This is a genomic window from Arsenophonus endosymbiont of Aleurodicus floccissimus, from assembly GCF_900343025.1.
Lineage (GTDB): Bacteria > Pseudomonadota > Gammaproteobacteria > Enterobacterales > Enterobacteriaceae > Arsenophonus.
The window spans coordinates 377,886-402,755 of sequence record NZ_OUND01000003.1; the positions used below are offsets into that span (position 1 = coordinate 377,886).

Here is a 24,870-nt window from a genome sequence, read left to right on the forward strand (position 1 = left end):
AGGATATCAAAAATGAATAAAGAGCTAACTATTAACTTATTAGTAAATATGGAAATTTTTTGATTCATCTTAAGTAATTTTATTTTTATTATCCAAAATAATTAAGCGCAATAGTTATGTTAGCTTATAGTAAAGGAACTTTTTTGGCATGAAACTTATGTATGATAATGATAGCTCACAGCAACGAATTCCGAGGCATGTTGCTATTATTATGGATGGTAATGGACGCTGGGCGAAGCAACATGGAAAGTTAAGAATTAAAGGGCATCGAGCAGGAACAGAAGCGGTACAAAAAGCGGTTAAATTTGCTGTTGAAAATGAGATTCAGTCTTTAACTCTCTATGCGTTTAGTAGTGAAAATTGGAATCGACCAGAAACTGAGGTTAGTGCTCTGATGGAACTTTTTACTTGGTTTCTGGATGATGAAGTTAAAAATTTAAATATTCATAATGTTAAATTAACGATTATTGGCGATATCAGCCGATTTAAAACTAAATTACAAAATCGTATCAAACACGCGGTTGACTTAACCGCAAATAATACCGGATTACAACTCAATATTGCCGCTAATTATGGTGGTCGTTGGGATATTGCCCATGCAATGGGACTTATTGCAGAAAAAATTAAGGCGGGTTCATTATTACCAGAAAATATTAACGAAGAAACGGTAAATGAATTTATTAGTCTGCATGATCAACCAACCGTTGATTTAGTTATTAGAACTGGGAGAGAATATCGAATCAGTAATTTTCTTTTATGGCAGATTGCTTATGCTGAATTTTATTTTACCGATGTGCTCTGGCCGGATTTTGATGAGGAAGCTTTCAAAAGTGCAATTGTGGCTTTTAATCAGCGTGAACGACGTTTTGGTAACACTGAGCCTGATGATATCAATGAAGAATAGGGGACTCTTTTGCTAAACTTAAATGCTCGTATCATTACAGCTATCATACTTATTCCATTAGTTATCGCGGCACTTTTTTTCTTACCTCCTAACTTGTTTGGTTATGTTATCATTGTTATTTGCTCGTTAGCTGCTTGGGAATGGAGCCAATTTATTGGCTGGACAGTGCAGATTAAACGAATTATATCTGCTGTTTTATTTGGTATTTGTTTATTGGGTTTACAATTGTCATTTCAGGATCTCAGTCAATTAACAATGGAGCCTTTGATTATTTATATTTTATCGGCTGGGTTAGTTTGGTGGTTAGTTGCGATAATATTGGTTGTCACTTTTCCTACTTCTGCTCGATTCTGGTCTCAGTCAGTAATATTAAAAATTTTTTTTGGTGTTTTAACCATTTTACCTTTTTACTGTGGCATGTTGGTGTTAAAAAGCGCCGATTATCATATTGGCAATTTTATCGGTGCTTGGTGGGTGTTTTATGTCATGCTATTAGTTTGGAGTGCAGATAGCGGCGCTTATTTTTTTGGACATTTATTTGGTAAACATAAATTGGCCGCGAAGGTTTCTCCTGGTAAAACCTTGGAAGGCATGCTCGGTGGAATGCTGACAGCAGGTATTATAGCCTGGCTATTTAGTTTATTTGTTCCTGTTTTATTAATATCCAATAATTTACTATTTTGTTCTGTTATTGTTGTAATTATTTCTGTTTTTGGTGATTTAACGGAAAGTATGTTTAAACGTCAGGCTGGCATCAAAAATAGTAGTCATTTAATTCCAGGACATGGTGGCGTATTAGATAGAATCGATAGTTTGACCGTGGCTATACCTGTTTTTGCAGGATTGACATTGTTATTTTTTTAGTTTTTAAGGTATATCATGGGATTTGTTTGGAGTTTAGCGGCATTTATTATTGCATTAGGTGTGCTAATTATCGTACATGAATTTGGCCATTTCTGGGTGGCTAGGCGCTGTGGTATTTATGTTGAGCGTTTCTCCATTGGGTTTGGTAAAGCCTTGTGGCGTAAAGTCGATCGTCATGGTACAGAATTTGTTATCGCCCTGATCCCGTTAGGTGGCTATGTTAAAATGCTAGATGAGCGAGTAGCCGCTGTAGCACCAGAGCGTCGCCACTTTGCTTTTAATAATAAAATAGTAAGACAACGTGCTGCAGTGATTAGTGCGGGGCCAATAGCCAATTTTTTATTGGCAATATTTGTTTATTGGTTAGTTTTCATTATTGGTATCCCTTCCGTGCGCCCAGTCATTGAAGATATTCAGTCAAACTCGATTGCTGAGCAAGCAAATATTTCACCAGGTATGGAACTTAAATCAATAGATGGCATCGAAACCCCTGACTGGAACGCAGTTCGTCTCGCCTTAATTAGTAAAATTGGTGATAAAGAATTAAGCATGAAGGTTTTACCTATTGGATATTCAACGCCAATAAAAAAAGTGATTGATTTGCGGGAATGGCATTTTGATCCAGAAACTCAGGATCCGGTTTTATCTTTGGGAATTATGCCAGTTAGTGCCAGGCAAGATCCCATTGTGCGTAATATTCAACCTGGTTCAGCGGCGGCATTATCAGGTTTACAAGTAGGAGACAGAATTGTAAAAGTGGGTGATCAGATAATAGATGTTTGGCATCCATTCACCTATTTTGTTCGGCAAAGTCCTAATATTCCATTGTTATTGACGATCGAAAGACAAGGTGAACAGCAGCAATTGCAATTAACGTTAACACCAGAAGTAAAAACGATAGCTAAAGGGTGGCAAATTGGATTTGCCGGGCTTGAATTATCAGTAATACCACTTGCAGATGAGTATAAAATCATTCAGCAATATGGTCCGTTTTATGCGTTGTACCAGGCAACGGATAAAACTTGGCAATTGATGAAGTTGACAGTTAGCATGATAGGTAAATTGGTCACTGGTGATATTAAACTCAATAATCTTAGTGGGCCTGTTTCTATTGCAAAAGGAGCCGGCATTTCCGCTGAGTCTGGGTTAGTGTATTATCTGATGTTTATTGCATTAATTAGTGTCAATTTAGGGATCATTAACCTGTTTCCTTTGCCTGTATTAGATGGTGGGCACTTACTTTTCTTGCTAATCGAAAAGATTAAAGGGAAGCCAGTGTCTGAGCGTGTACAAGACTTCAGCTATCGTGTTGGTGCTATTGCATTGATATTATTAATGGGGCTTGCACTTTTCAATGATTTCTCTCGTCTTTAAGAGAGAGACTAGTTAGGAATACTCATAACAATAATGGCGATGAAAAAGTTGCTCATAGCATCGTTACTATTTGGCAGCGCCACTGCATACAGTTCAGATGGGTTTGTAGTTCAAGATATTCATTTTGAAGGTCTTCAACGCGCCGCCGTTGGTGCAGCACTATTGAATATGCCTGTTCGGATAGGAGATACGATTAATAATGACGATATAGGTCGTATTATTCGAGCGCTATTTTCAACGGGTAATTTCGAAGATGTTAGAGTTTTGCGTGATGGAAATACGCTTATAGTTCAAGTAAAAGAGCGGCCAACTATTGCAAGCATTACATTCTCTGGTAATAAGTCGATTAAAGACGATTTATTAAAGCAAAATCTTGAGGCTTTCAATATTCGCGTTGGTGAAGCTCTTGATCGCACAAAACTGGCGAATATCGAAAAGGGTTTGGAAGATTTTTATTACAATGTTGGTAAGTATAATGCGACAGTTAAAGCAGTAATCACACCGCTACCGCGTAATCGTGTTGACTTGAAATTAATCTTTTCTGAAGGCGTTTCAGCTAAGATCCAACAGATTAACATCGTCGGTAATAAAGCATTTACCACGGGTGAATTGGTAAATCGTTTTCAATTACGTGATGATGTGCCCTGGTGGAATTTTATTGCTGATCAAAAATATCAGAAACAAAAACTGGAAGGTGATTTAGAAACTCTACGCAGTTTTTATCTCGACCGAGGTTATGCCAAATTTAATATCGACTCAACTAATGTCAGTCTGACACCTGATAAGAAAGGTATTTATGTCACTATCAATGTGACAGAAGGCAATAAATATACCATATCAGGCGTTGAATTAAATGGTGAAACTGCTGACCATTATGATGAAATCAAACAATTAATCACCATCAAACCTTTTTCGCTTTATAATGGTACTGAAGTTACTAACATGGAGAACAAAATTAAGGATCGCCTGGGTCGTTATGGTTATGCTTATCCCCGTGTTGTTACCCAACCAGAAATCAATGATAAAGATAAAACTGTTAAACTGCATGTGAATGTTGATGCAGGTAGCCGTTTCTATGTTCGCCAAATTCGTTTTGTCGGTAATGATGTTAGTAAAGATTCTGTTTTACGTCGTGAGATGCGTCAGATGGAAGGCGCTTGGTTAGGCAATGATTTGGTTAATCTGGGCAAAGAACGATTAAATCGGACCGGTTTTTTCGAAACCGTTGACGTTGAAACACAACGTGTACCTGGTACATCTGATCAAGTTGATGTGGTCTATAAAGTTAAAGAACGTAATACTGGCTTGATGAACTTCGGCATTGGTTTTGGTACTGAAAGTGGTATCAGTTTCCAAGTCGGTGTTCAACAAGAAAACTGGCTTGGTACTGGTAATGCTGTTGGTATTAGTGCAAGCAAGAATGATTATTCGACTTATGCGGAATTATCATTAACCGATCCTTACTTTACCGTTAATGGTGTCAGCTTGGGTGGGCGATTATTCTATAATAATTTTAGTGCCAAGGATGCCGATCTTTCACGCTATAATAATAAAACTTATGGTGTTGATAGTACCTTGAGTTTCCCTTTTAATGAAAATAATGCGTTTCGAATTGGGGCAGGTTTTGTTCATAATTCCCTGTCTGATATGAAAGCTCAAGTCGGAATGTGGCGTTATTTACAAAGTATGGGCCAAAATCCCAATATTGATGATAAAGCACGCTATAATGCTAATGATTTTACCCTTAATTTAGGCTGGACTTATAATAACCTGGATCGTGGTTTCTTCCCGACAGCAGGCAATAAAACTTTATTAAATAGTAAAATCACCATTCTAGGTTCTAATAATCAATACTATAAGATTCGGTTTGATACATCGCAATATTATCCCATTGATGAGGATAACAAATGGGTATTATTAGGCCGGGCACAGTTAGGTTATGGTAATGGTTTTGGTGGTAAAGAATTACCATTTTATGAAAACTTTCATACTGGTGGTGCCGGTACGGTACGTGGTTTTCGTTCTAATAATATCGGGCCTAAAGCAATTTATCTTGAAGAAAAAAATGGTGTAGTAAGTCCAAAATCCGGTAGTCCCTCAACGGATGCTGTTGGCGGCAATGCAATGGCAACAGCGTCATTAGAGTTAATTACGCCAACCCCTTTTATTGATGAAAAATATGCTAATTCGATCAGAACTTCTTTCTTTATTGATGCGGGTACTGTTTGGGATTCAAATTGGAGTAACACCCGCGCAGACTGGAGAGCAGGAATGCCTGACTATGGTAAGGCATCCAATATTCGAGTTTCGACAGGGATTGCATTACAATGGATGTCACCACTTGGTCCGCTGGTCTTCTCTTATGCCAAGCCAATAAAAGATTATGAAGGTGACAAATCTGAAGAGTTTCAGTTTAATATTGGTAGGACGTGGTAAAACGTCAATTCAATTCATCGATTCGCTTGTGGTCAGATTATAATAGATAAGGAGTTTAGTGTGAAAAAATTGTTGTGTGCAGCAGGTTTAGGTTTGATTTTATCTGTATCTGCCGCCAGTACTTATGCAGAGAAAGTTGCCGTTATTAACGTCGGTGAAGTTTTTCAGAACATAGCAACCAGTAAAGCGGTAACTAAGCAACTTGAAAAAGAGTTCAAAGAACGCGCTAATGAGTTGCAAAATATTGAAAAAGATTTACAGGCTCGGGCAGAAAAATTGCAAAAAAGCGCCGCTAAGCCTAATGAAAAAGATCTTCAAGCGTTTGAGGCTAAGCGGAAAGATTTTCTTCAAAAAGCACAGCAATTTGAACAAGATAACCAACGTCGTCAGCAAGAAGAGCGTAATAAAATATTGCAAACAATAAAGACGGCAACTAAAGCGGTTGCAGAAAAAGAGCGTTACGACGCGGTTGTTGACGTAAATGCGGTTCTATATCCGGAAAACAGTTCTAGCCTGAAAAATATTACCGTTCTGGTTATTAAGAAGGTTAAATAACAGATGGTTTCTATTCGATTAGCTGATTTAGCCCAACAATTGGACGCGCAGCTACATGGTGATGGTAATATTACCATCACCGCCATTGCGCCTATGCATTTAGCGAAGAAAGAGCAAATTACTTTTTTATCGGATAGCCGTTACCTAACGCAATTGGCAAAATGCAAAGCTGCTGCTGTGGTATTAAAGCAGGAGGATCTACCCGAGAGTAAAATAGCCGCATTAGTGGTTAAAGATCCTTATCTTGCCTATGCTCGATTAGCTCAAATTTTGGATACCACGCCAAAACCTGCACAAAATATCCATCCTTCAGCGGTTATTGCGGAAGATGTTAAGCTCGGCGAACATGTTGCCATTGGCGCTAATGCCGTTATTGAGTCAGGGGCGACATTAGGTAATCAGGTTATTATTGGCGCAGGTTGCTTTATTGGTAAAAATGTCAAGATCGGTCAGTCTACGCGTTTATGGGCAAATGTTTCTATCTATCATAATGTCGAGATAGGTGAACAGTGCCTTATCCAATCTGGAACAGTTATTGGTTCAGATGGTTTTGGGTATGCAAATGAGAAAGGCCAATGGATAAAAATACCTCAATTAGGTACAGTTATTATTCGAAATAATGTCGAAATTGGCGCTTGTACCACCATTGATCGCGGTGCACTGGAGAATACAATAATTGGTAATGGGGTTATCATTGATAACCAATGTCAGATTGCTCACAATGTGATTATCGGTGATCATAGTGCTATTGCCGGTGGTGTTATTATGGCCGGTAGCCTGAAAATAGGGCAGTATTGTATGATTGGTGGTGCTAGCGTGATTAATGGACATATGGAAATTTGTGATAAAGTTACTATAACCGGAATGGGAATGGTAATGCGTCCAATTAGTGAGCCGGGAATATACTCTTCTGGCATCCCATTACAGCCAAATAAGGTTTGGCGAAAAACAGCCGCTTTAGTAATGAATATTAATGAAATGGCAAAGCGCATGAAGGCACTAGAACGTAAGGCATTTAGTAAAGATAACTAATACCGCTGTGTAGATTTGTTAATTGCGGCCTGCAGATTACCTTATTGAGGGTTAAAGCAGGCCGCATTATTAATATATAATTTTTTAAATTTAAATAAGAAGAGTCTTTTCTATGAGTGATAAACATACTCTGGATATAGAAGAAATTTTAGGTTTGTTACCCCATCGCTATCCTTTTTTGTTAGTTGATCGTGTATTGGATTTCGAAGAAGGTAAATTTTTACGAGCAGTAAAAAATGTTTCTTTTAATGAACCTTTCTTTCAAGGTCATTTCCCGGGTAAATCAATATTTCCGGGGGTATTAATTCTTGAGGCAATGGCTCAGGCGGCTGGTATTTTAGCCTTCAAAAGTGTAGGAAAATTAGAGCCTGGCGAACTTTATTATTTTGCTGGCATTGACGAAGCAAGATTTAAACATCCGGTGCAACCTGGTGATCAGATGATTTTTGAGGTAATGTTTGTTAAAACTAAGCGTGGTTTGACGCGTTTTAAAGGTATTGCAAAAGTGGGTGAAAAAGTTGTTTGTGAAGCGACAATGATGTGTGCTCGCAGCCAAGAAGCGTAAAAATGAGGGCTGATATGATTAATAAAACAGTGATTATTCATCCCTCTTCTATTATTGAAGAGGGCGCGATTATCGGTGCGAATGTCCGCATAGGCCCGTTTTGCTATATTAGTTCTCAGGTTGAAATTGGTGCAGATACCACACTGAAATCTCATGTGGTCGTCAATTGCAGTACTAAAATTGGTTGTAATAATCAGATATTTCAGTTTGTCACGATAGGTGAAATTAATCAGGATCTAAAATACCAAGGAGAGCCAACTCGAGTTGAGATTGGTGATCGCAATCGCATTAGGGAGAGTTGTACCATTCACCGTGGAACCCTACAAGGCGGAGGTTTAACCAAAATAGGTCATGATAATCTATTGATGGTAAATACCCATATCGCCCATGATTGTTTGTTAGGCAATTATTGTATAATTGCTAATAACGGTACGCTTGGTGGACATGTTAAACTAGATGATTATGCCATCATTGGTGGTATGAGTGCGGTGCATCAATTTTGCCAAATTGGTGCTCATGTTATGGTTGGTGGCTGCTCTGGTGTTGTCCAAGATGTTCCGCCTTATGTCATTGCGCAAGGTAATCATGCGACTCCTTATGGTGTGAATATTGAGGGTTTAAAACGTCGTGGCTTTGATAAAGAATCACTACATGCGATTAGGAATGCGTATAAAATCCTTTACCGATGTGGTAAAACGCTAGATGAAGCCAGACAAGAATTGGTCGTTCTAGGTGAAAAGAATCAACAGGTAAAAATACTGAGTGATTTTTTAGAGAATTCAGCGCAATCTAACCGCGGGATTATTCGTTAACAAGCAACATGAATAGGAGAAATCTTTGGTGAATAGTCATCAAGTTGCAATTCAACAACGACCTTTGACTATTGGTCTCGTTGCAGGAGAAACCTCAGGCGACATACTTGGTGCTAGTCTTATTCGCGCGCTAAAACAGCAAGTCCCTAATGCGCATTTTGTCGGTGTCGCAGGTCCATTAATGCAAGCTGAGGGCTGTGAAGCCTGGTATGAAATGGAAGAACTTGCTGTAATGGGGATTGTTGAAGTTTTGGAGCGATTAGCGCGATTATTAAAAATTCGAGCTGACCTAACTAAACGTTTCGCTAAATTGCGGCCTGATGTATTTGTTGGCATAGATGCGCCTGACTTTAATATTACCCTTGAGCGAAAATTAAAGCAAACAGGGGTCAAAACCATTCATTATGTCAGTCCTTCTGTTTGGGCGTGGAGACAAGATCGTGTTTTCAAGATAGGGGAGGCGACCGACCTGGTGCTTGCTTTGTTACCCTTTGAAAAAAGGTTTTATGACCGCTACAACATTCCCTGCCGTTTTATTGGCCATACGATGGCTGATATCATACCGCTACGGCCTGATAAACAGGCTGCCAGAGCACAACTAAATATAACCCAAGATGCTAAGTGTTTGGCCATTTTGCCGGGTAGCCGTCGGGCTGAAGTTGAAATATTAAGTGCAGACTTTTTGCACACCGCCCAAATTTTGGTAAAAGATTTTCCTCATTTGCAAATCTTAGTTCTTATCGTCAATCAACAGCGCCGGCAGCAGTTTGAAGCGATTTATCGTGAGATTTCGCCAACCTTACCACTGAAAATTTTAGATGGCCAAGCGCGGATAGCTATGATCGCAGCCGATGTAACTTTATTAGCTTCGGGAACAGCTTCATTAGAATGTATGTTAGCAAAATGTCCGATGGTAGTTGGATATCGAATGAAATTAGTGACTTATTGGCTAGCTAAACGTTTGGTTAAAATCCCTTTTATTTCATTGCCTAATTTATTGGAGGGCAAAGAATTGGTTAAAGAATATATTCAGCAAGATTGTCAACCTGAACAATTAGCTGGTTCACTTAAGTCTTTACTAATCGACGAAAAAAAGGTTGAGCAGCTAAAACAAACCTTCTTGCAACTACATAAAAGTATCCGTTGTCACGCTGATCAACAAGCGGCAGAGGCTGTCTTGGAGCTAAGTATAAAATGAATAATTTTATTTATCCTAAAGCAAAATTTATTGCGGGTGTTGATGAGGTTGGTCGAGGACCTTTAGTTGGAGCAGTAGTAACAGCCGCCGTAATTTTAGATCCCAAACAGCCAATAATAGGATTGGCTGATTCAAAAAAATTAACCGAAAAGCGGCGTAATGCACTTTATATTGAAATTCAAAACAAAGCATTGTGTTGGAGCATTGGGCGTACAGAACCTGAAGAGATTGATAAAATCAACATTTTGCAGGCAACTTTTTTAGCCATGCGTAGGGCTGTGGCGGCACTTACCACTATGCCTGATTTTGTTTTGGCCGATGGCAATAAGAGCCCAGGCTTTGCTGTACCTTCTAAGGCGATTATTAAAGGTGATAGTTTGGTGCAGGAAATTAGTGCCGCGTCAATATTAGCGAAAGTGACCCGAGATAGCGAAATGCGCGAGTTAGATATCCTTTATCCAGAATATGGTTTTGCTCAACATAAAGGCTACCCAACGGCATTTCATTTAGAAAAACTAGCTCAGCATGGTGCGACACAGTTTCATCGTAAAAGTTTTGCTCCTGTTCGCCGAGTACTGAGTTGCAAAGAGTATAGCTAAGAAAATGGCCGAACCACGTTTCATACACTTACGCGTACATAGTGACTATTCCATTATTGATGGATTAGCAAAAATTAATCCACTCGTTAATCGAGTGGCAGAATTAGGTATGCCTGCATTGGCAATAACCGATTTTACCAATCTTTATGGTTTAATAAAATTTTATGGTGCGGCACATTCTGCCAGAGTTAAGCCCATTATTGGTGCAGATTTTTATCTAGAGAGTGAATTACTCGGCGATGAAGTTGCCCATTTAACTATCCTGGCCAAGGATAATAAAGGTTACCATAATCTAACCCTGCTTATTTCCGCAGCCTATCAAAAAGGCTATGGCGTGATCGGACCAACTATCAAACGAGACTGGCTAGTAACCCATAAAGAGGGACTATTATTACTCTCTGGTGGCTGCGTAGGAGATGTAGGTAAATTTCTGTTGCGCGGAAATCAGCAACTGGTTGAACAATGTTTGGATTTTTATCAAACCCATTTCCCAGATAACTATTATTTAGAAATTGTCAGAACTGGACGGCTTGATGAAGAGAGTTATTTACATGCCGCTGTTAAATTGGCCGCACAAAAAGGTGTGCCAGTCGTTGCCACGAATAATGTACGCTTTATTAATAGCGATGATTTTGCTGCCCATGAAATACGGGTTGCGATCCATGATAGTTTTACACTCGCTGATCCGAAAAGACCAAAAAATTATAGTCCTCAGCAATATCTACGCAGTGAACAGGAAATGGTTGAGTTATTTGCCGACATTCCTGAAGCATTGGAAAATAGTGTCGAAATTGCTAAGCGCTGTAATGTAATGATGCGTTTAGGCGAATATTTTTTGCCGCAATTCCCGACCGGCGATATGGCAACGGAAGATTTCCTGATCAAATGTGCAAAAGCAGGGCTGGAAGAGCGTTTACAATTTCTTTATCCCGACGAGAAAGAGAGAGCTGAGCGACGGGTTGAATATGATCAACGTTTAAATATCGAGTTACGAGTGATTAATCAGATGGGATTTCCTGGTTATTTTCTGATCGTAATGGAGTTTATTCAATGGTCAAAAGATAACGCCATTCCAGTTGGCCCGGGACGAGGATCAGGCGCAGGCTCATTAGTCGCTTACGCATTAAAAATTACGGACTTGGATCCGCTTCAATTTGATCTGCTATTTGAGCGTTTTCTTAATCCTGAGCGTGTTTCCATGCCTGACTTTGATGTTGATTTTTGTATGGAAAAACGTGATCAGGTCATTGAACATGTTGCGCAAATGTATGGTCGTGAAGCTGTCTCACAAATTATTACTTTTGGTACAGATGGCAGCAAAAGCGGTTATTCGAGATGTTGGTCGGGTACTGGGGTATCCGTATGGATTTGTTGATCGTATCGCCAAATTAGTTCCGCTAGATCCTGGTATGACGCTTGAAAAAGCATTCGTTGTAGAACCACAATTGCAAGAAATTTATGATGCTGATGAAGAAGTTAAACCATTAATAGACATGGCGCGCAAACTTGAAGGTGTGACACGTAATGCAGGTAAACATGCGGGTGGAGTAGTCATTGCGCCGACCAAAATAACAGATTTTGCCCCCCTTTATTGTGATCCTGAAGGGCAAAATCCGCTTACCCAATTTGATAAAAATGATGTTGAATACGCCGGGATGGTAAAATTTGATTTTCTTGGTCTAAGGACTTTGACAATTATTAGTTGGGCGTTAGATATGATTAATCAATGCCAGGCAAAACAAAATTTAGCGCCCATCGATATCGCGACCATCCCTCTCGATGATCAAAAATGTTTTGAGCTATTGCAACGGGCCACAACGACAGCGGTATTTCAATTAGAATCTCAGGGTATGAAAGACTTGATTAAGCGATTACGCCCTGATTGCTTTGAAGATATGATTGCTCTGGTTGCACTTTTTCGTCCCGGCCCATTACAATCAGGGATGGTGGATAATTTTATTGATCGTAAGCATGGACGAGAAGCCATCTCTTATCCTGATGTTGAATGGCAGCATGAATCATTACAACCGGTTTTAGAGCCTACCTACGGTATCATTCTTTATCAAGAACAAGTTATGCAGATTGCTCAGGTGCTTGCTGGTTATACGCTAGGGGGAGCAGATATGCTCCGTCGGGCGATGGGTAAGAAAAAGCCTGAAGAAATGGCACAACAGCGCTCAGTTTTTGAGGCAGGAGCGGTTAAAAATGGTATTGACGGTGAGTTAGGTATGAAAATCTTTGACCTGGTAGAAAAATTTGCCGGTTACGGATTTAATAAATCACATTCTGCTGCTTATGCTTTAGTTTCATACCAGACCCTTTGGTTAAAAACACATTATCCAGCTGAATTTATGGCAGCAGTGATGACAGCGGATATGGATAATACCGAGAAAGTGGTTGGTTTAGTTGATGAATGCTGGCGTATGGGGTTGAAAGTACTACCACCGGATATCAACAGTGGATTATATCATTTTCATGTCAATGATAGCGGTGAAATTGTTTATGGAATTGGCGCAATAAAAGGTGTTGGTGAAGGTCCAATCGAAGCTATTATTGAATCTCGTCAAAAAGGCGGTTATTTTAAAGAAATTTTTGATCTTTGTGCACGGGTTGATACTAAAAAGCTTAATCGTCGCGTGATGGAAAAATTGATTATGTCCGGGGCTTTTGATCATTTAGGTCCGCACCGTGCTGCATTAATGTCTTCATTAGAAGATGCCTTAAAAGCGGCAGATCAACACGCTAAAGCTGAAATAATTGGACAAACTGATATGTTTGGTGTATTAACTGAAGCGCCTGAGCAGGTTGAACAATCTTATGCTAGTGTAGCTAAATGGTCTGAACAGCTTATATTAGAAGGTGAACGCGAAACATTGGGTCTCTATTTAACGGGACATCCTATTACCGCTTATTTGTCTGAAATTGAACATTATACTAGTGGATTAAGATTAAAGGATGTGAATCCAACGCCTCGGGGGGGACAGATGTCAACAGTGGTTGGTTTAGCGCTGACCGCTAAAGTAGTAACCACTAAACGTGGCAACAGAATAGGTATATGTACTTTGGATGATCGCTCTGGACGCTTGGATATAATGTTATTTTCAGATGCGTTAGAAAAGTATCAGCATCTACTTGAAAAAAATAAAATATTAATTGCCACAGGTCAGGTCAGCTTTGATGATTTCAATGGTGGTAATAAAATGTCTGTTCGTGAACTGATGGATCTTAGTGAAGCTCGTGAGAAATATGCCAGAGGTATTGCTATTTCATTGACAGATAGACAAATTGATGACCAATTATTAAACCGTCTTCGTAGCACATTGGAACCTTATCGTTCAGGAACAATACCTGTTCATCTTTATTATCAGAAGAAAGACGCTCGCGCTAAATTAAAATTAGGCGTCACTTGGCGGGTTACTCCGACCGATAATCTTTTGACTGAGTTGCGAACTCTGCTAGGTAATCAGCAGGTAGAATTAGAATTTGACTAAATAGGAATATTATGAGTCTTAATTTTCTGGATTTTGAACAGCCGATTGCGGAGTTGGAAGCAAAAATAAACTCGTTAACGGCAGTAAATCGTCAGGATACCAAGCTAGATATTGACCTAGATGAAGAGGTCGCTAGACTTTGCGAAAAGAGTTTAGAGTTAACACGCAAAATTTTTTCTGACTTAGGTGCTTGGCAAATAGCACAACTTGCTCGTCACCCGATGCGACCTTACACTCTGGATTATACTGGACGTATATTCACGCATTTCCAAGAGCTAGCGGGTGATCGTGCTTATGCTGATGATAAAGCCATTATTGGTGGATTGGCTCGATTGGATGGGCGTCCAGTAATGATTATTGGTCATCAGAAAGGACGTGAAACAAAAGAAAAAATTCGGCGTAATTTTGGCATGCCAGCACCGGAAGGATACCGCAAGGCTTTACGATTAATGGAAATTGCTGAGCGTTTTAAGTTACCGATTATTACCTTTATCGATACACCAGGAGCTTATCCAGGTATTGGAGCGGAAGAGCGCGGTCAATCCGAAGCGATTGCCCGTAATTTACGTGAAATGTCCAGGCTCTCTGTTCCTATTATCTGTACGGTAATTGGTGAGGGCGGCTCTGGAGGGGCATTAGCGATTGGCGTTGGTGATAAAGTCAATATGCTGCAGTACAGTACTTATTCTGTCATTTCACCCGAGGGTTGTGCTTCTATTCTTTGGAAAAGTGCAGATAAAGCCCCATTAGCTGTAGAAGCGATGGGGATCACTGCTTCACGTTTAAAATCACTTAATCTGATTGATAATATTGTTGAAGAGCCGTTGGGTGGCGCACATCGTAATTATGAACAAATTGCGTATAATCTTAAACAGCGTATTTTAAATGATTTGAGTGATATCGATGTATTTAGTCCTGAAGAGTTGAGAAACCGTCGTTATCAACGTTTAATGGAATGTGGTTATTGCTAATTTTACGCTAGCTAAGGTATAAAAATGGAAATAACCATTAATAGTTATTTTCATTTTTTAATGTTTAAAATTTTTTCATCGTTGATCATCATCAGATATCATGATTAAAAAATTTATTCCTCAATTTGTCTTTTAAATAAATTTTACTTAATACAATAAATTATATCAATACTAGTAATATAATAAGTAGAAAATAGAGCAATAAATAATTACGACAGAGGTAGTTAGAATAATTATGAATATTGATGAGGCTGCATTACTGAACCAAATTATAAAAACCATCGGCTCAACACGCCGAATATTGGTAGGCTTCAGTGGTGGACTAGATTCAACAGTTTTATTACATGCCTTAGTGTCATTACGTCAAACCACAGTGTCAAACCTTAATATCCGTGCGGTTTATATTCATCATGGACTTAATGATAAAGCTGATGATTGGGCTATCTATTGCCAGAAAGTTTGTTTCGACTGGCAAGTAGAGTTTTCTTCACAGCATGTTTATATCGACCCAACTAAAAAAGGGATAGAAGCAGCGGCGCGAGATGCAAGATATAAAGCGTTTCGTGAAATACTATTACCTGAGGAAATTATTGTTACTGCCCAACATTTGGATGATCAAGCAGAAACTTTTTTATTAGCATTAAAACGGGGCAGTGGGCCAGCAGGTTTATCTGCGATGCCAATTTCTATTCCGTTTGCTGATAGCTATTTAATTAGACCCCTATTATCATTCAGCCGTCAGCAATTGTTTGTTTATGCTGAAAAAAAAGCACTTTCTTGGATAGAAGATGATAGTAATCAAGATCAGCGTTATGACCGTAATTTTTTACGTTTAACTATAATGCCGCATTTTAACCGGCGTTGGCCGCATTTTTCACAAGTAGTGGCCAGAAGCGCCAGTTTGTGTGCAGAACAAGAAGCTTTACTCAATGAATTACTACAAGATTATTTATCTCAGCTAGTAACGGCAGAAGGAGCCTTGCAGCTTGATACTTTAGCAAGTTATTCTGAAATGAAACGTAACGCAATATTACGTCGTTGGTTGAGTTTACATCGAATTTTGATGCCTTCTCGTGTTCAATTAAAACAAATTTGGCAAGACGTCATCTGCGCGCGCCTAGATGCAGAGCCGCAATTTATATTAGCTAACAACAATGTTATTCGGCGTTTTAAACAACAGCTTTGGTTGCTGCCACAATTTAACAATCTCACTAAAATTTGTTTAGCGTGGCAGCTGCCTGCCGCGGTTAAATTGCCTGATAACTTAGGTACGCTAATAGTCACAGATAAGGGAACCGGATTTCGTGCGCCATTACCAAATGAGCAGGTTACTATTCGATTTGGATTAAAAGGAAATATTAAAATTATTGGTCGTCGTCAGCACGCCAGACGAAGTAAAAAGCTTTGGCAGGAGTTAGGTGTAGCGCCTTGGTTAAGGGAGAGAACGCCTTTAATTTATTATAATGATGAACTTATTGCGGCCGTTGGTGTATTTATTACTCAATCAGGGCAATTTATTCAAGGTCAGTCTGAATTGAAAGTAAAATGGATAACGAATAAAAAAACCTTACTTTTCAAGTAAGGGGTATTATTGTGCAAGTATAATCAAAGTTTCTTTCATTAACCAGAATGATCAATAACGATGTCGCCAATTTCTGGATGACTAAAACTAACAATATGATCTAATCGCAGTTGTTTTTTTTTTCACTAGCAACATCAACAACCAGATATTCAACCTGTTTTTTTTAACAGCAAATCAATTGCTTTGCCTTCAATAATCTCTCCATTATCCAGTTTTATGGTTAACTGAAGACTATGCTGACAAGCGAGTTCTAAATAATCATAGTCATCACAGTTAATTGGTTTGTATTCAGTATCTTTAGACATAATCCCTCACCACTATTGTTAAGTGGCGGTTATTTGCAGCCATTTGTAATTATAAGCATTTACCGCTTAAAGCGCATAATAGTACCATACTTTTTTTTCAACCGAAGAGAGAAAAATTAGCATGACGCTTGCTAATATTTATTGTACTTAATGAAAATCAATAAATGGTTTTAAATATTGTGTAACTAAGTAAAATGATTTGGCGAAAATAACCAAATGTTATTGTAATAGATCTATTTTATCGAATGGATTTTGGAGCGGATAATGAAGCGAAAAGTATTGAATATATTGCTCACAATGAGTGCGATGATCCTTGCTGGTTGCCAGCATAAATTGCCACAATCACATAGCCAAACAATGGATAAAATTTATACTGGCGTACTCCCTTGTACAGATTGTTCAGGTATTGAAACAACAGTTCTTTTCAATCCGAATGGTAAATTTATTGAGCAATTAACCTATTTGGGTAAGGAAGAACAAAAAAATACTTTTTTTACTACAGGAAATTGGACTAAAAAAGGTACTAAATTCTTTTTGATTGATTCTGATGAGCAAAAAACCTATTTTCAACCTAGCATTGATGGTAAAAAATAGAATATCTCGATCAGGAAGGAAATCGAATAGAAAGTAATTTAAATTATACCTTAGAGCAAGTAAAGCCAAATAAAAAGAGCGGGGAATATAGTTATATCGCTGACGCGGCATTATTTAAAGAGTGTAAAAGTGGACGTACTTACAGTGTGAGTAATATCGATTTAGAAAAGGGATATCTGGCAACCGGTATTGAAGCGGGTAAGCCTGTTTATGTCGAAGTTGAGGTTATTACACCATCCGCCCATCAATGGAAGATAGATTGTTTGATGCAACCTTGATCCGGACCGGCGAGGCTAAATTTGATAAATTGCGTACTTGTCACTCTCACTAATTATCAGATATATCAAATGCACAGCTATTTTTGGCAGGGAATTTTGCATCAATAAGGCTGATTAGTTAAGTTTTGTTTTTAGAAAATCAACTATCTCAGCAAGATCAATAAATTCTTTCTCATTATCTCGCCGTTGTTTATATTCAAACTTGTTGTCATTTAAATCACGATCACCGATCACGATGGTATGAGGTATTCCAATAAGCTCCATATCAGCAAACATTACACCAGGCCGTTCTTTGCGATCATCAATAATGACATCAATACCATTGGCTTGCAAGTCACAGTATAGTTTTTCAGCAACTTCTTTAACGCGATAGGATTTATGCATATTCATTGGTAAAATAGCAACTTGGAAAGGTGCGATCGCATCAGACCAAATAATTCCTTTATCATCATGGCTCTGTTCAATTGCTGCTGCTACAATCCGCGTGAAACCGATACCATAACATCCCATCGTTACCGTTTGATTATGGCCATCTTCATTTTGAACGCTGGCCTTCATTGCTTCAGAATATTTGGTTCCTAGTTGAAAAATGTGGCCAACTTCAATTCCACGTTTAATTTGAACAGTTCCTTTACCATCTGGACTAGGATCGCCTTCGACTACATTGCGTAGATCATAAACGTCGGGTAAAGGTAGATCCCGTTGCCAATTGATACCAAAATAGTGTTTATGATCAATATTGGCGCCGGCACTAAAATCACTCATCACGGCAACGCTGCGGTCGATAATCGCTGGTATTGGCAAATTAACCGGGCCTAATGAACCAGGACCTGCATGCAGGATTGCACGTATTTCTTCTTCTGTCGCGAATTTCAGTGGACTTGCAACTAGACGATGTTTTTCTGCTTTGATCTCATTTAATTCATGATCACCACGGATCAATAAGGCAACAAGCTGATGATCACTCTCTTTTGCTGCATTGACAATTAGGGTTTTAACTGTTTTTTCAATAGGTAAATTATGTTGATTAATTAGCTCGGCAATAGTTTTGGCGTCAGGGGTATCGATGAGACGCATATCTTCAGCTGGAGCAGCACGCTCTTCTGTAAGACAAATTGCCTCTGCCAGCTCAATATTAGCGGCATAATCTGAAGCAGTAGAAAAAACAATATTATCTTCACCACTATCAGCTAATACCTGAAATTCATGCGAAGCATTGCCACCAATAGAGCCAGTATCTGCTTGCACTGCCCTAAAATTGAAGCCAATACGGGTAAAGATTGTACTATATGCCTTGTACATTGCATCGTAAGTTTGTTGCAGCGAGTTTTGATCGGTATGAAAAGAATAAGCGTCTTTCATAATAAACTCACGGGAGCGCATCACACCAAAACGTGGCCTTACTTCATCACGAAATTTTGTTTGGATTTGGTAAAGGTTTAACGGCAGCTGCTTATAAGAAGTCACTTCATTACGAATAAGATCGGTAATTACCTCTTCATGAGTCGGACCCAACACAAAAGGTCGTTCGCCACGATCAACAAAACGAAGTAACTCTGGGCCATATTGCTCCCAACGCCCACTTTCTTGCCATAAATCTGCTGGCTGAACTATCGGCATGGAAATCTCAATTGCACCCGCACGATTCATTTCTTCACGAATAATGTTCTCAACTTTGCGCAGCACACGAACACCGGTTGGTAGCCAGTCATATAGTCCTGAAGCAAGTTTACGGATCATACCTGCGCGAAGCATCAGCTTATGACTGACAACTTCTGCGTCGGCGGGAGTCTCTTTTAAAGTAGAGAGAAGATATTGGCTTGTACGCATTATTAGCTTCCATAAACAACGAATTACTTCCAGTTGGTATTAACAACCATTAAAACAAAATTATCCCTTAGTCTACCAGCGAGTTGCTAATGTCTAAAGAGATAACTTAATTTTTTAGCCTATCTATAGCGAGAACGGCAGTGATATTTGCTGAAACCTGCCATTTAACATTAAATCAAGCAAATGGACAGCGTAAATTTTTTCGTCAGCTTCGTTTTTTTATAAGCTGGACATGGATCTTGCGCTAAAACTTGACGAATAAAACGCTCAAGAAAAGGATAGCGGGTTTGTTGCTCAATCAGCTGTTTTTGGGCAGTAGCTGAAAAAACCACTTTCATTTCACTGGCCGGTGCAGCTTGGGCAAATCCAGCCACCGCTTTTGGTAAAGACTCCGGAAATGGCAGATAGGGTTTTATATCAATAACAGGGGTGCCATCAACTAAATCCATACTACCTAAAGCTAAACTTACTTCGTTATCACAGATAATTAAATTTTTGAATTCTATTAATGACATACCTATTGGGTTAGGACGAAATGGAGAACGAGTGGCGAAAACACCCATTTTGGTATTACCACCTAACCGGGGAGGCCTTACTAATGGACGCCAACTTTCATTCATGGTTTGATGAAAAATGAAAATAAGCCAAATATGGCTAAATTGTTCTAATCCACGAACAACATCAGGATGATTATAAGGCAGAAATAGGCACAAATAACCCTGTCCATCATCAATTAAGCATGGTTGTCTCGGGATGGCAAATTTTTCTTTATAAGGTGACTTTATCACCCCGATCACGTTAAATTGAAAATTATTCATTAATAATATTTAGCATAGAGCCTTCACAAATAGCAGTTTGATAACAATCGGGTGTGCTAATTATTTCACAACGGTACAATAGTACGGCATTGGCACCAAGAGAAGAGGCCTTTTTCAGCATGTTTTTTTTCGCGCTATTGGAATACTTACACCTGGAGCTTGTCGATTAGGTTGGCATGAAATACCGGAAACAATATCTAGATCTTTAAATGGTTTACCCAGCAACGCTTCTGTTTTATCAATAATTTTTACCACAGATCGCTTTTGTGGTGATTTTTTTGATAACATTTTTGGGATTTTTTAGCGAGTTATCTGGTTTATTATATTCAGCTGAAGAAAGTACATTACAGCCTGAGATACAGGGTGTAAGAACAACAGAGTAATAGGCGCATATAAATTCCTTATTAAAGAAATCAAATAGAACTGCAAATCAGTTTTAGCCATAATAATAGAAACAATTGACTGTATAAAATTTATAATAAAACCAGCGAATATAATCCTAATCCGCTGGTTTTATTATAATGTCATTTTTTTTTGAGAAAGCGATTACCAGCCAGGGATAGCACCACCGCCAAAAATTTTATTGGCTGTTTCAGCTACTTCTTCGGATTGATAGGCTTTAACAAACTTTTTCACATTTTCATTATCTTTATTATCTTCACGACTCACAATGAGATTTACATAAGGTGAATTTTTGTCCTCTACGAACAATCCATCTTTTGCGGGCGTTAATTTAGGTTCGGCGCTACTAGCCCAAGTTGAATTAATAATCGCTAGTGCAATTTTCGGGTCATCTAAACTACGGGGTAATTGTGGTGCTTCAAGTTCAATAAAGTTCAGCTTTTTTGGATTTTCGGTGATATCCAATATAGTGGGTTGTAAACCGGCACTGGCATTTACTTTGATTAGCCCTTGTTTTTGTAGCAACAATAGTGAACGTCCTAAATTGGTAGGATCATTCGGGATCGCGATTTGGTCGCCATCAGGTAGTTGTTCAATAGATTTAATTTTTTTAGAATAAGCCGCAATAGGATAAATAAAGGTGTTTCCAACAGCGACTAATTTATAATTGTGATCTTTAATTTGTTGCTCTAAATAAGGTTTATGTTGAAATACATTAAGATCAATATCGCTCTTGTCCAGTGATTCATTTGGCAGTACAAAATCATTAAAGGTAACTAATTCAACATCTAGCTGATATTTTTCTTTGGCAACTTTTTGTGCGACTTCAGCCACTGCTAACTCTTTCCCCATAATGACACCCACTTTAATGTGATTAGGTTTTTCTGTTTTTTCACCACAGCCACTAAAAACTAATATGCTTAATAGCGCTGCAACAGCGGGGCTGATTTTTATTTTGATAGACATAATTACCTCTATAAGACTAAATCTTAGTGCTTTTAAACAATAATTTTATTTACGTGTTTTTTCATTACGTGATTACCAACAAATTGAATAATAAAAACTAAAATAATCAGTAAAGCAAGAACCGTATTCATAACAGTAGGGTTATAGGTATAATAGCCGTATTGCATAGCAATCTGACCCAGTCCACCAGAACCCACTGCACCGCCCATTGCAGAGTAACCTACTAACATAATTAAAGTAATGGTCGCTGCGTTGACTAAACCGGGTAAAGATTCAGGCAACAGAATTTTACCAATGATTTGTAGTGGCGTTGCGCCCATTGAGCGTGCAGCTTCAATTAATCCATTGGGGATCTCTAATAGAGTATTTTCAACGATACGGGCAATGAAAGGTGCTGCACCAATAGTTAACGGAACAATCGCGGCCTGAATACCGATAGATGTGCCGACAATTAATTTAGTTAATGGAATAATCCAAACCAATAAAATAATAAATGGAATAGAACGAAACACATTAACCAATGCAGACACTATTCGATAAAGGGTAAGATTTTCCATAACTTGCCCGGGGCGGGTCACATAAAGCAATATGCCAATAGGAAGCCCTAATAAAAACCCCAAAAATCCCGATACAAAAGTCATGATAAGTGTATCTAACGTACCATTTAGTAGCAGAATGATCATTTTTTCAGACATAACCTAAGATCTCCACTTTTACATGGTGCTCTTCTAAAAAAGTAATTGATTTTTCAATACCTTCTTCAAGACCATGAAATTCAGCAAGCATAAAACCAAATTTAACACCACCGGCGTAATCAATTTGTGAGCTCAATATATTGATATCAGTATTAAATTTTCTAACAACCATTGAAATTAATGGTGCATCGACTGACTTACCGGTAAATTCCAATTTCAATAATGGCGATAAATCTGGTGCTGGCACCATCTGCAAACGTGTTTGATAATCTTCAGGAATATCTAATACGAATGTTGATTTAATAAAATTTTGCGCAATTGGTGTCTTAGGATGAGAAAATACCGCACTAACGCTATCTTGTTCTATTAAACGCCCTTCACTGATAATCGCGACTTGATCGCATATACGTTTTACAACATCCATTTCGTGAGTAATAAGTAATATGGTTAAACCTAGACGTCGATTAATATCTTTTAATAGCTCAAGAATAGAACGGGTTGTTGCTGGATCTAATGCACTTGTCGCTTCATCACATAATAATATTTTAGGCGAATTGGCTAAAGCGCGAGCTATAGCAACGCGTTGCTTCTGTCCTCCTGATAGACTGGCTGGATAGGCATCTTTTTTATTTGCTAAACCGACTAGCTTTAATAACTCTGTTACACGTTGATGGATTTCGGCTTTTGGCGTGTTATCTAGTTCTAGAGGCAAGGCAATATTATCGAAAACATTGCGTGATGAAAGTAGATTGAAATGTTGGAAAATCATGCCGATAGTACGACGCATTAAGATTAATTCTTTTTCAGAAAGATCTGTCAACGCTTGCCCATCAATAAATACTTCACCTTTCGTTGGGCGTTCAAGCATATTGACGCAACGAATTAGCGTACTTTTTCCGGCACCGGAAGCACCGATAACTCCATAAATTTGGCCTTGAGGAACATGCAGATTAATATTGGTTAATGCGTGAATTGCATGTGCTCCTTGGTGAAAATTTTTATTAATGTTAGAAAGTCTTATCATTATTGTGATCTACTAAATAATGGAAATAGAGTGGTAAGAAAATTCGACTATATTTAACACGGATGTTAAGGTGTTTAGACGTCTAAGTCAACAAAAATATAAATACGACTCTTGTTCTTATTTAGCTGCTTTTCATATAATGAAGAAAGTTAAATTTAATGGAGTAATGTGGTGAGTCAAAGTATTCCGGCAATTTTCCTCGATCGTGATGGTACTATTAACCTCGATCATGGTTATGTTTATGAAATAGATAATTTTCAGTTTATCGAAGGCGCAATTGAAGCAATGCTTGAATCAAAAAAAAATGGGCTATGCATTGATTCTTGTTACTAATCAATCAGGTATTGCAAGAGGATCCTTCACAGAAGCACAATTTCTTGAACTGACTGAATGGATGGATTGGTCTCTTATTGATCGTGGCGTTGAGCTTGATGGTATTTATTATTGTCCTCATCATCCTGATGCAATTGAACAAAAATATAAACAAATATGCGATTGCCGTAAGCCGAAAGCCGGTATGCTATTGGCAGCGCAAAAACAACTTAATATTAATATGAAGATCTCTTATATGGTGGGCGACAAGCTTTCTGATATGCAAGCCGGTAAAGAAGCGCATATTGGCACTAATGTATTGGTAACTACAGGAAAATTTATCACTGAAGATGATAAGAAGTCTGTTGATTGGATTATAAATAGCCTGGCAGATTTACCTAATAAGAAATAAAAAATCGGCAATAAAAAAGTAACGGTATTGTTCATAAATAAAGCAAATTTATTTTTTTCAAAAAAGTACTTGTACAAAGCTAAAATCAATCTATAATGCCCTCCCGTTAACGCAATTTACTCATCAATTGATGAATAAATAAAAGCGTAAAGGAAAATTAAGGTGAAAAGCGTAATATACGCCACCTCGCGGCCCAGTTTGTACGTTCTTTAACAATTAATCAGACAATCTGTGTGGGCACTCGCAAGACATCATCAAAAAATTATTTGATTTTAAAGTCTTGAAGAGTGACAAAACAGTTAATTCATATATGAACTAATATGTAGTAACGTTATTTTGGTCGGCAGCAGCGAAGGTAATCAAACATCGGCAAAGCGAGTTGAACAAAAGGGCGTTATGGTCAGTAAAACATTCTTTGAGCATGAAGTTTTTAATTGAAGAGTTTGATCATGGCTCAGATTGAACGCTGGCGGCAGGCCTAACACATGCAAGTCGAGCGGCAACAGGAAAAAGCGTTTGCTTCTTTGTCGGCGAGCGGCGGACGGGTGAGTAAAGTATGGGGATCTGGCCGAAGGCGGGGGATAACCACTGGAAACGGAGGTTAATACCGCATAATCTCTAAGAAGCAAAGTGGGGGACCTTATCGGCTTCACACCTTCGGATGAACCCATAAAGATTAGCTAGTAGGTGGGGTAAGGGCTCATCTAGGCGATGATCTCTAGCTGGTCTGAGAGGATGATCAGCCACACTGTGACTGAGACACAGCCCAAACTCCTACGGGGAGGCAGCAGTGGGGGAAATATTGCACAATGAGCGCAAGCCTGATGCAGCGATGCCGAGTGTATGAAGAA

The 24,870-nt window shown here is 38.6% G+C and carries 19 protein-coding genes, 1 rRNA gene and 5 pseudogenes; 17 read left to right on the top strand and 8 right to left on the bottom strand.

The window, feature by feature from the left end; genetic code table 11:
- Positions 1-148: 148 nt before the first annotated feature.
- From uppS to tilS, 13 genes and pseudogenes are all read left to right on the top strand, one after another.
- Positions 149-904, top strand: coding sequence for a polyprenyl diphosphate synthase (gene uppS, locus ARADI_RS12085; protein WP_119712196.1), 756 nt, complete (start codon positions 149-151; stop codon positions 902-904).
- A gap of 9 nt (positions 905-913) precedes the next feature.
- Positions 914-1,768: a phosphatidate cytidylyltransferase gene (gene cdsA, locus ARADI_RS12090; protein ID WP_238149429.1), complete on the top strand. Its 855-nt coding sequence runs from the start codon at positions 914-916 to the stop codon at positions 1,766-1,768.
- Between the two features lie 12 nt (positions 1,769-1,780).
- Positions 1,781-3,142, top strand: a complete 1,362-nt coding sequence (gene rseP / locus ARADI_RS12095) for a sigma E protease regulator RseP (protein WP_182853239.1) — start codon at positions 1,781-1,783, stop codon at positions 3,140-3,142.
- A 33-nt stretch (positions 3,143-3,175) separates the two neighbouring features.
- Complete coding sequence (bamA, locus tag ARADI_RS12100) at positions 3,176-5,578, top strand: outer membrane protein assembly factor BamA (RefSeq protein ID WP_119712198.1); 2,403 nt, start codon at positions 3,176-3,178, stop codon at positions 5,576-5,578.
- A gap of 60 nt (positions 5,579-5,638) precedes the next feature.
- Positions 5,639-6,133 carry an OmpH family outer membrane protein gene (locus ARADI_RS12105; protein ID WP_119712199.1) on the top strand — a complete coding sequence of 165 codons (495 nt, stop codon included), beginning with the start codon at positions 5,639-5,641 and terminating at the stop codon, positions 6,131-6,133.
- Between the two features lie 3 nt (positions 6,134-6,136).
- Positions 6,137-7,165, top strand: coding sequence for a UDP-3-O-(3-hydroxymyristoyl)glucosamine N-acyltransferase (gene lpxD / locus ARADI_RS12110; RefSeq protein ID WP_119712200.1), 1,029 nt, complete (start codon positions 6,137-6,139; stop codon positions 7,163-7,165).
- A 112-nt stretch (positions 7,166-7,277) separates the two neighbouring features.
- On the top strand, positions 7,278-7,730 hold the full coding sequence (gene fabZ, locus ARADI_RS12115; protein ID WP_119712201.1) for a 3-hydroxyacyl-ACP dehydratase FabZ: 453 nt from the start codon (positions 7,278-7,280) through the stop codon (positions 7,728-7,730).
- Between the two features lie 14 nt (positions 7,731-7,744).
- Positions 7,745-8,542, top strand: coding sequence for an acyl-ACP--UDP-N-acetylglucosamine O-acyltransferase (lpxA, locus tag ARADI_RS12120; protein WP_119712230.1), 798 nt, complete (start codon positions 7,745-7,747; stop codon positions 8,540-8,542).
- 49 nt (positions 8,543-8,591) lie between these two features.
- Complete coding sequence (gene lpxB, locus ARADI_RS12125) at positions 8,592-9,740, top strand: lipid-A-disaccharide synthase (protein ID WP_119712231.1); 1,149 nt, start codon at positions 8,592-8,594, stop codon at positions 9,738-9,740.
- Positions 9,737-10,339, top strand: coding sequence for a ribonuclease HII (rnhB, locus tag ARADI_RS12130; protein WP_119712202.1), 603 nt, complete (start codon positions 9,737-9,739; stop codon positions 10,337-10,339). Before lpxB ends, rnhB begins: the two co-directional genes overlap by 4 nt.
- A gap of 4 nt (positions 10,340-10,343) precedes the next feature.
- Positions 10,344-13,830 (top strand): annotated as a pseudogene (gene dnaE, locus ARADI_RS12135) (DNA polymerase III subunit alpha).
- A gap of 11 nt (positions 13,831-13,841) precedes the next feature.
- Positions 13,842-14,801 (top strand): acetyl-CoA carboxylase carboxyl transferase subunit alpha, encoded by a 960-nt coding sequence (gene accA, locus ARADI_RS12140; protein WP_119712203.1) that lies wholly within the window; start codon positions 13,842-13,844, stop codon positions 14,799-14,801.
- Between the two features lie 235 nt (positions 14,802-15,036).
- Positions 15,037-16,383, top strand: coding sequence for a tRNA lysidine(34) synthetase TilS (gene tilS, locus ARADI_RS12145; RefSeq protein ID WP_119712204.1), 1,347 nt, complete (start codon positions 15,037-15,039; stop codon positions 16,381-16,383).
- A gap of 38 nt (positions 16,384-16,421) precedes the next feature.
- Here tilS and rof read toward each other — a convergent pair.
- Positions 16,422-16,688: pseudogene (gene rof / locus ARADI_RS12150) on the bottom strand (Rho-binding antiterminator).
- Positions 16,689-16,952: 264 nt separating this feature from the next.
- Between rof and ARADI_RS18555 the strand changes: the two are divergent.
- Complete coding sequence (locus ARADI_RS18555; protein ID WP_238149430.1) at positions 16,953-17,282, top strand: copper resistance protein NlpE N-terminal domain-containing protein; 330 nt, start codon at positions 16,953-16,955, stop codon at positions 17,280-17,282.
- A 95-nt stretch (positions 17,283-17,377) separates the two neighbouring features.
- Positions 17,378-17,613 (top strand): annotated as a pseudogene (locus tag ARADI_RS18560) (hypothetical protein).
- A gap of 61 nt (positions 17,614-17,674) precedes the next feature.
- Here ARADI_RS18560 and proS read toward each other — a convergent pair.
- The 7 genes and pseudogenes from proS to metN all read right to left on the bottom strand — a co-directional run bounded on the left by proS (position 17,675) and on the right by metN (position 23,295).
- Positions 17,675-19,390 carry a proline--tRNA ligase gene (gene proS / locus ARADI_RS12160; RefSeq protein ID WP_119712205.1) on the bottom strand — a complete coding sequence of 572 codons (1,716 nt, stop codon included), beginning with the start codon at positions 19,388-19,390 and terminating at the stop codon, positions 17,675-17,677.
- Positions 19,391-19,496: 106 nt separating this feature from the next.
- Positions 19,497-20,208 (bottom strand): annotated as a pseudogene (tsaA, locus tag ARADI_RS12165) (tRNA (N6-threonylcarbamoyladenosine(37)-N6)-methyltransferase TrmO).
- Complete coding sequence (gene rcsF / locus ARADI_RS12170; protein ID WP_119712206.1) at positions 20,201-20,329, bottom strand: Rcs stress response system protein RcsF; 129 nt, start codon at positions 20,327-20,329, stop codon at positions 20,201-20,203. Before rcsF (ARADI_RS12170) ends, tsaA begins: the two are co-directional and overlap by 8 nt.
- Positions 20,323-20,496, bottom strand: coding sequence for an Rcs stress response system protein RcsF (rcsF, locus tag ARADI_RS12175; protein ID WP_119712207.1), 174 nt, complete (start codon positions 20,494-20,496; stop codon positions 20,323-20,325). The genes rcsF (ARADI_RS12170) and rcsF (ARADI_RS12175) overlap by 7 nt, the downstream gene beginning before the upstream one ends.
- Before the next feature lie 258 nt (positions 20,497-20,754).
- Positions 20,755-21,576, bottom strand: coding sequence for a MetQ/NlpA family lipoprotein (locus ARADI_RS12180; RefSeq protein ID WP_119712208.1), 822 nt, complete (start codon positions 21,574-21,576; stop codon positions 20,755-20,757).
- A 32-nt stretch (positions 21,577-21,608) separates the two neighbouring features.
- Positions 21,609-22,271, bottom strand: coding sequence for a methionine ABC transporter permease MetI (metI, locus tag ARADI_RS12185; protein WP_119712209.1), 663 nt, complete (start codon positions 22,269-22,271; stop codon positions 21,609-21,611).
- Entirely contained in the window at positions 22,264-23,295 is a 1,032-nt protein-coding gene (metN, locus tag ARADI_RS12190) for a methionine ABC transporter ATP-binding protein MetN (protein WP_119712210.1), read from the bottom strand. Before metN ends, metI begins: the two co-directional genes overlap by 8 nt.
- A 171-nt stretch (positions 23,296-23,466) precedes the next feature.
- Between metN and gmhB the strand changes: the two are divergent.
- Both gmhB and ARADI_RS12200 read left to right on the top strand, forming a co-directional pair.
- Positions 23,467-24,019: pseudogene (gene gmhB, locus ARADI_RS12195) on the top strand (D-glycero-beta-D-manno-heptose 1,7-bisphosphate 7-phosphatase).
- 431 nt (positions 24,020-24,450) lie between these two features.
- Positions 24,451-24,870: ribosomal RNA gene (locus tag ARADI_RS12200) — 16S ribosomal RNA — on the top strand; the annotation flags it as partial.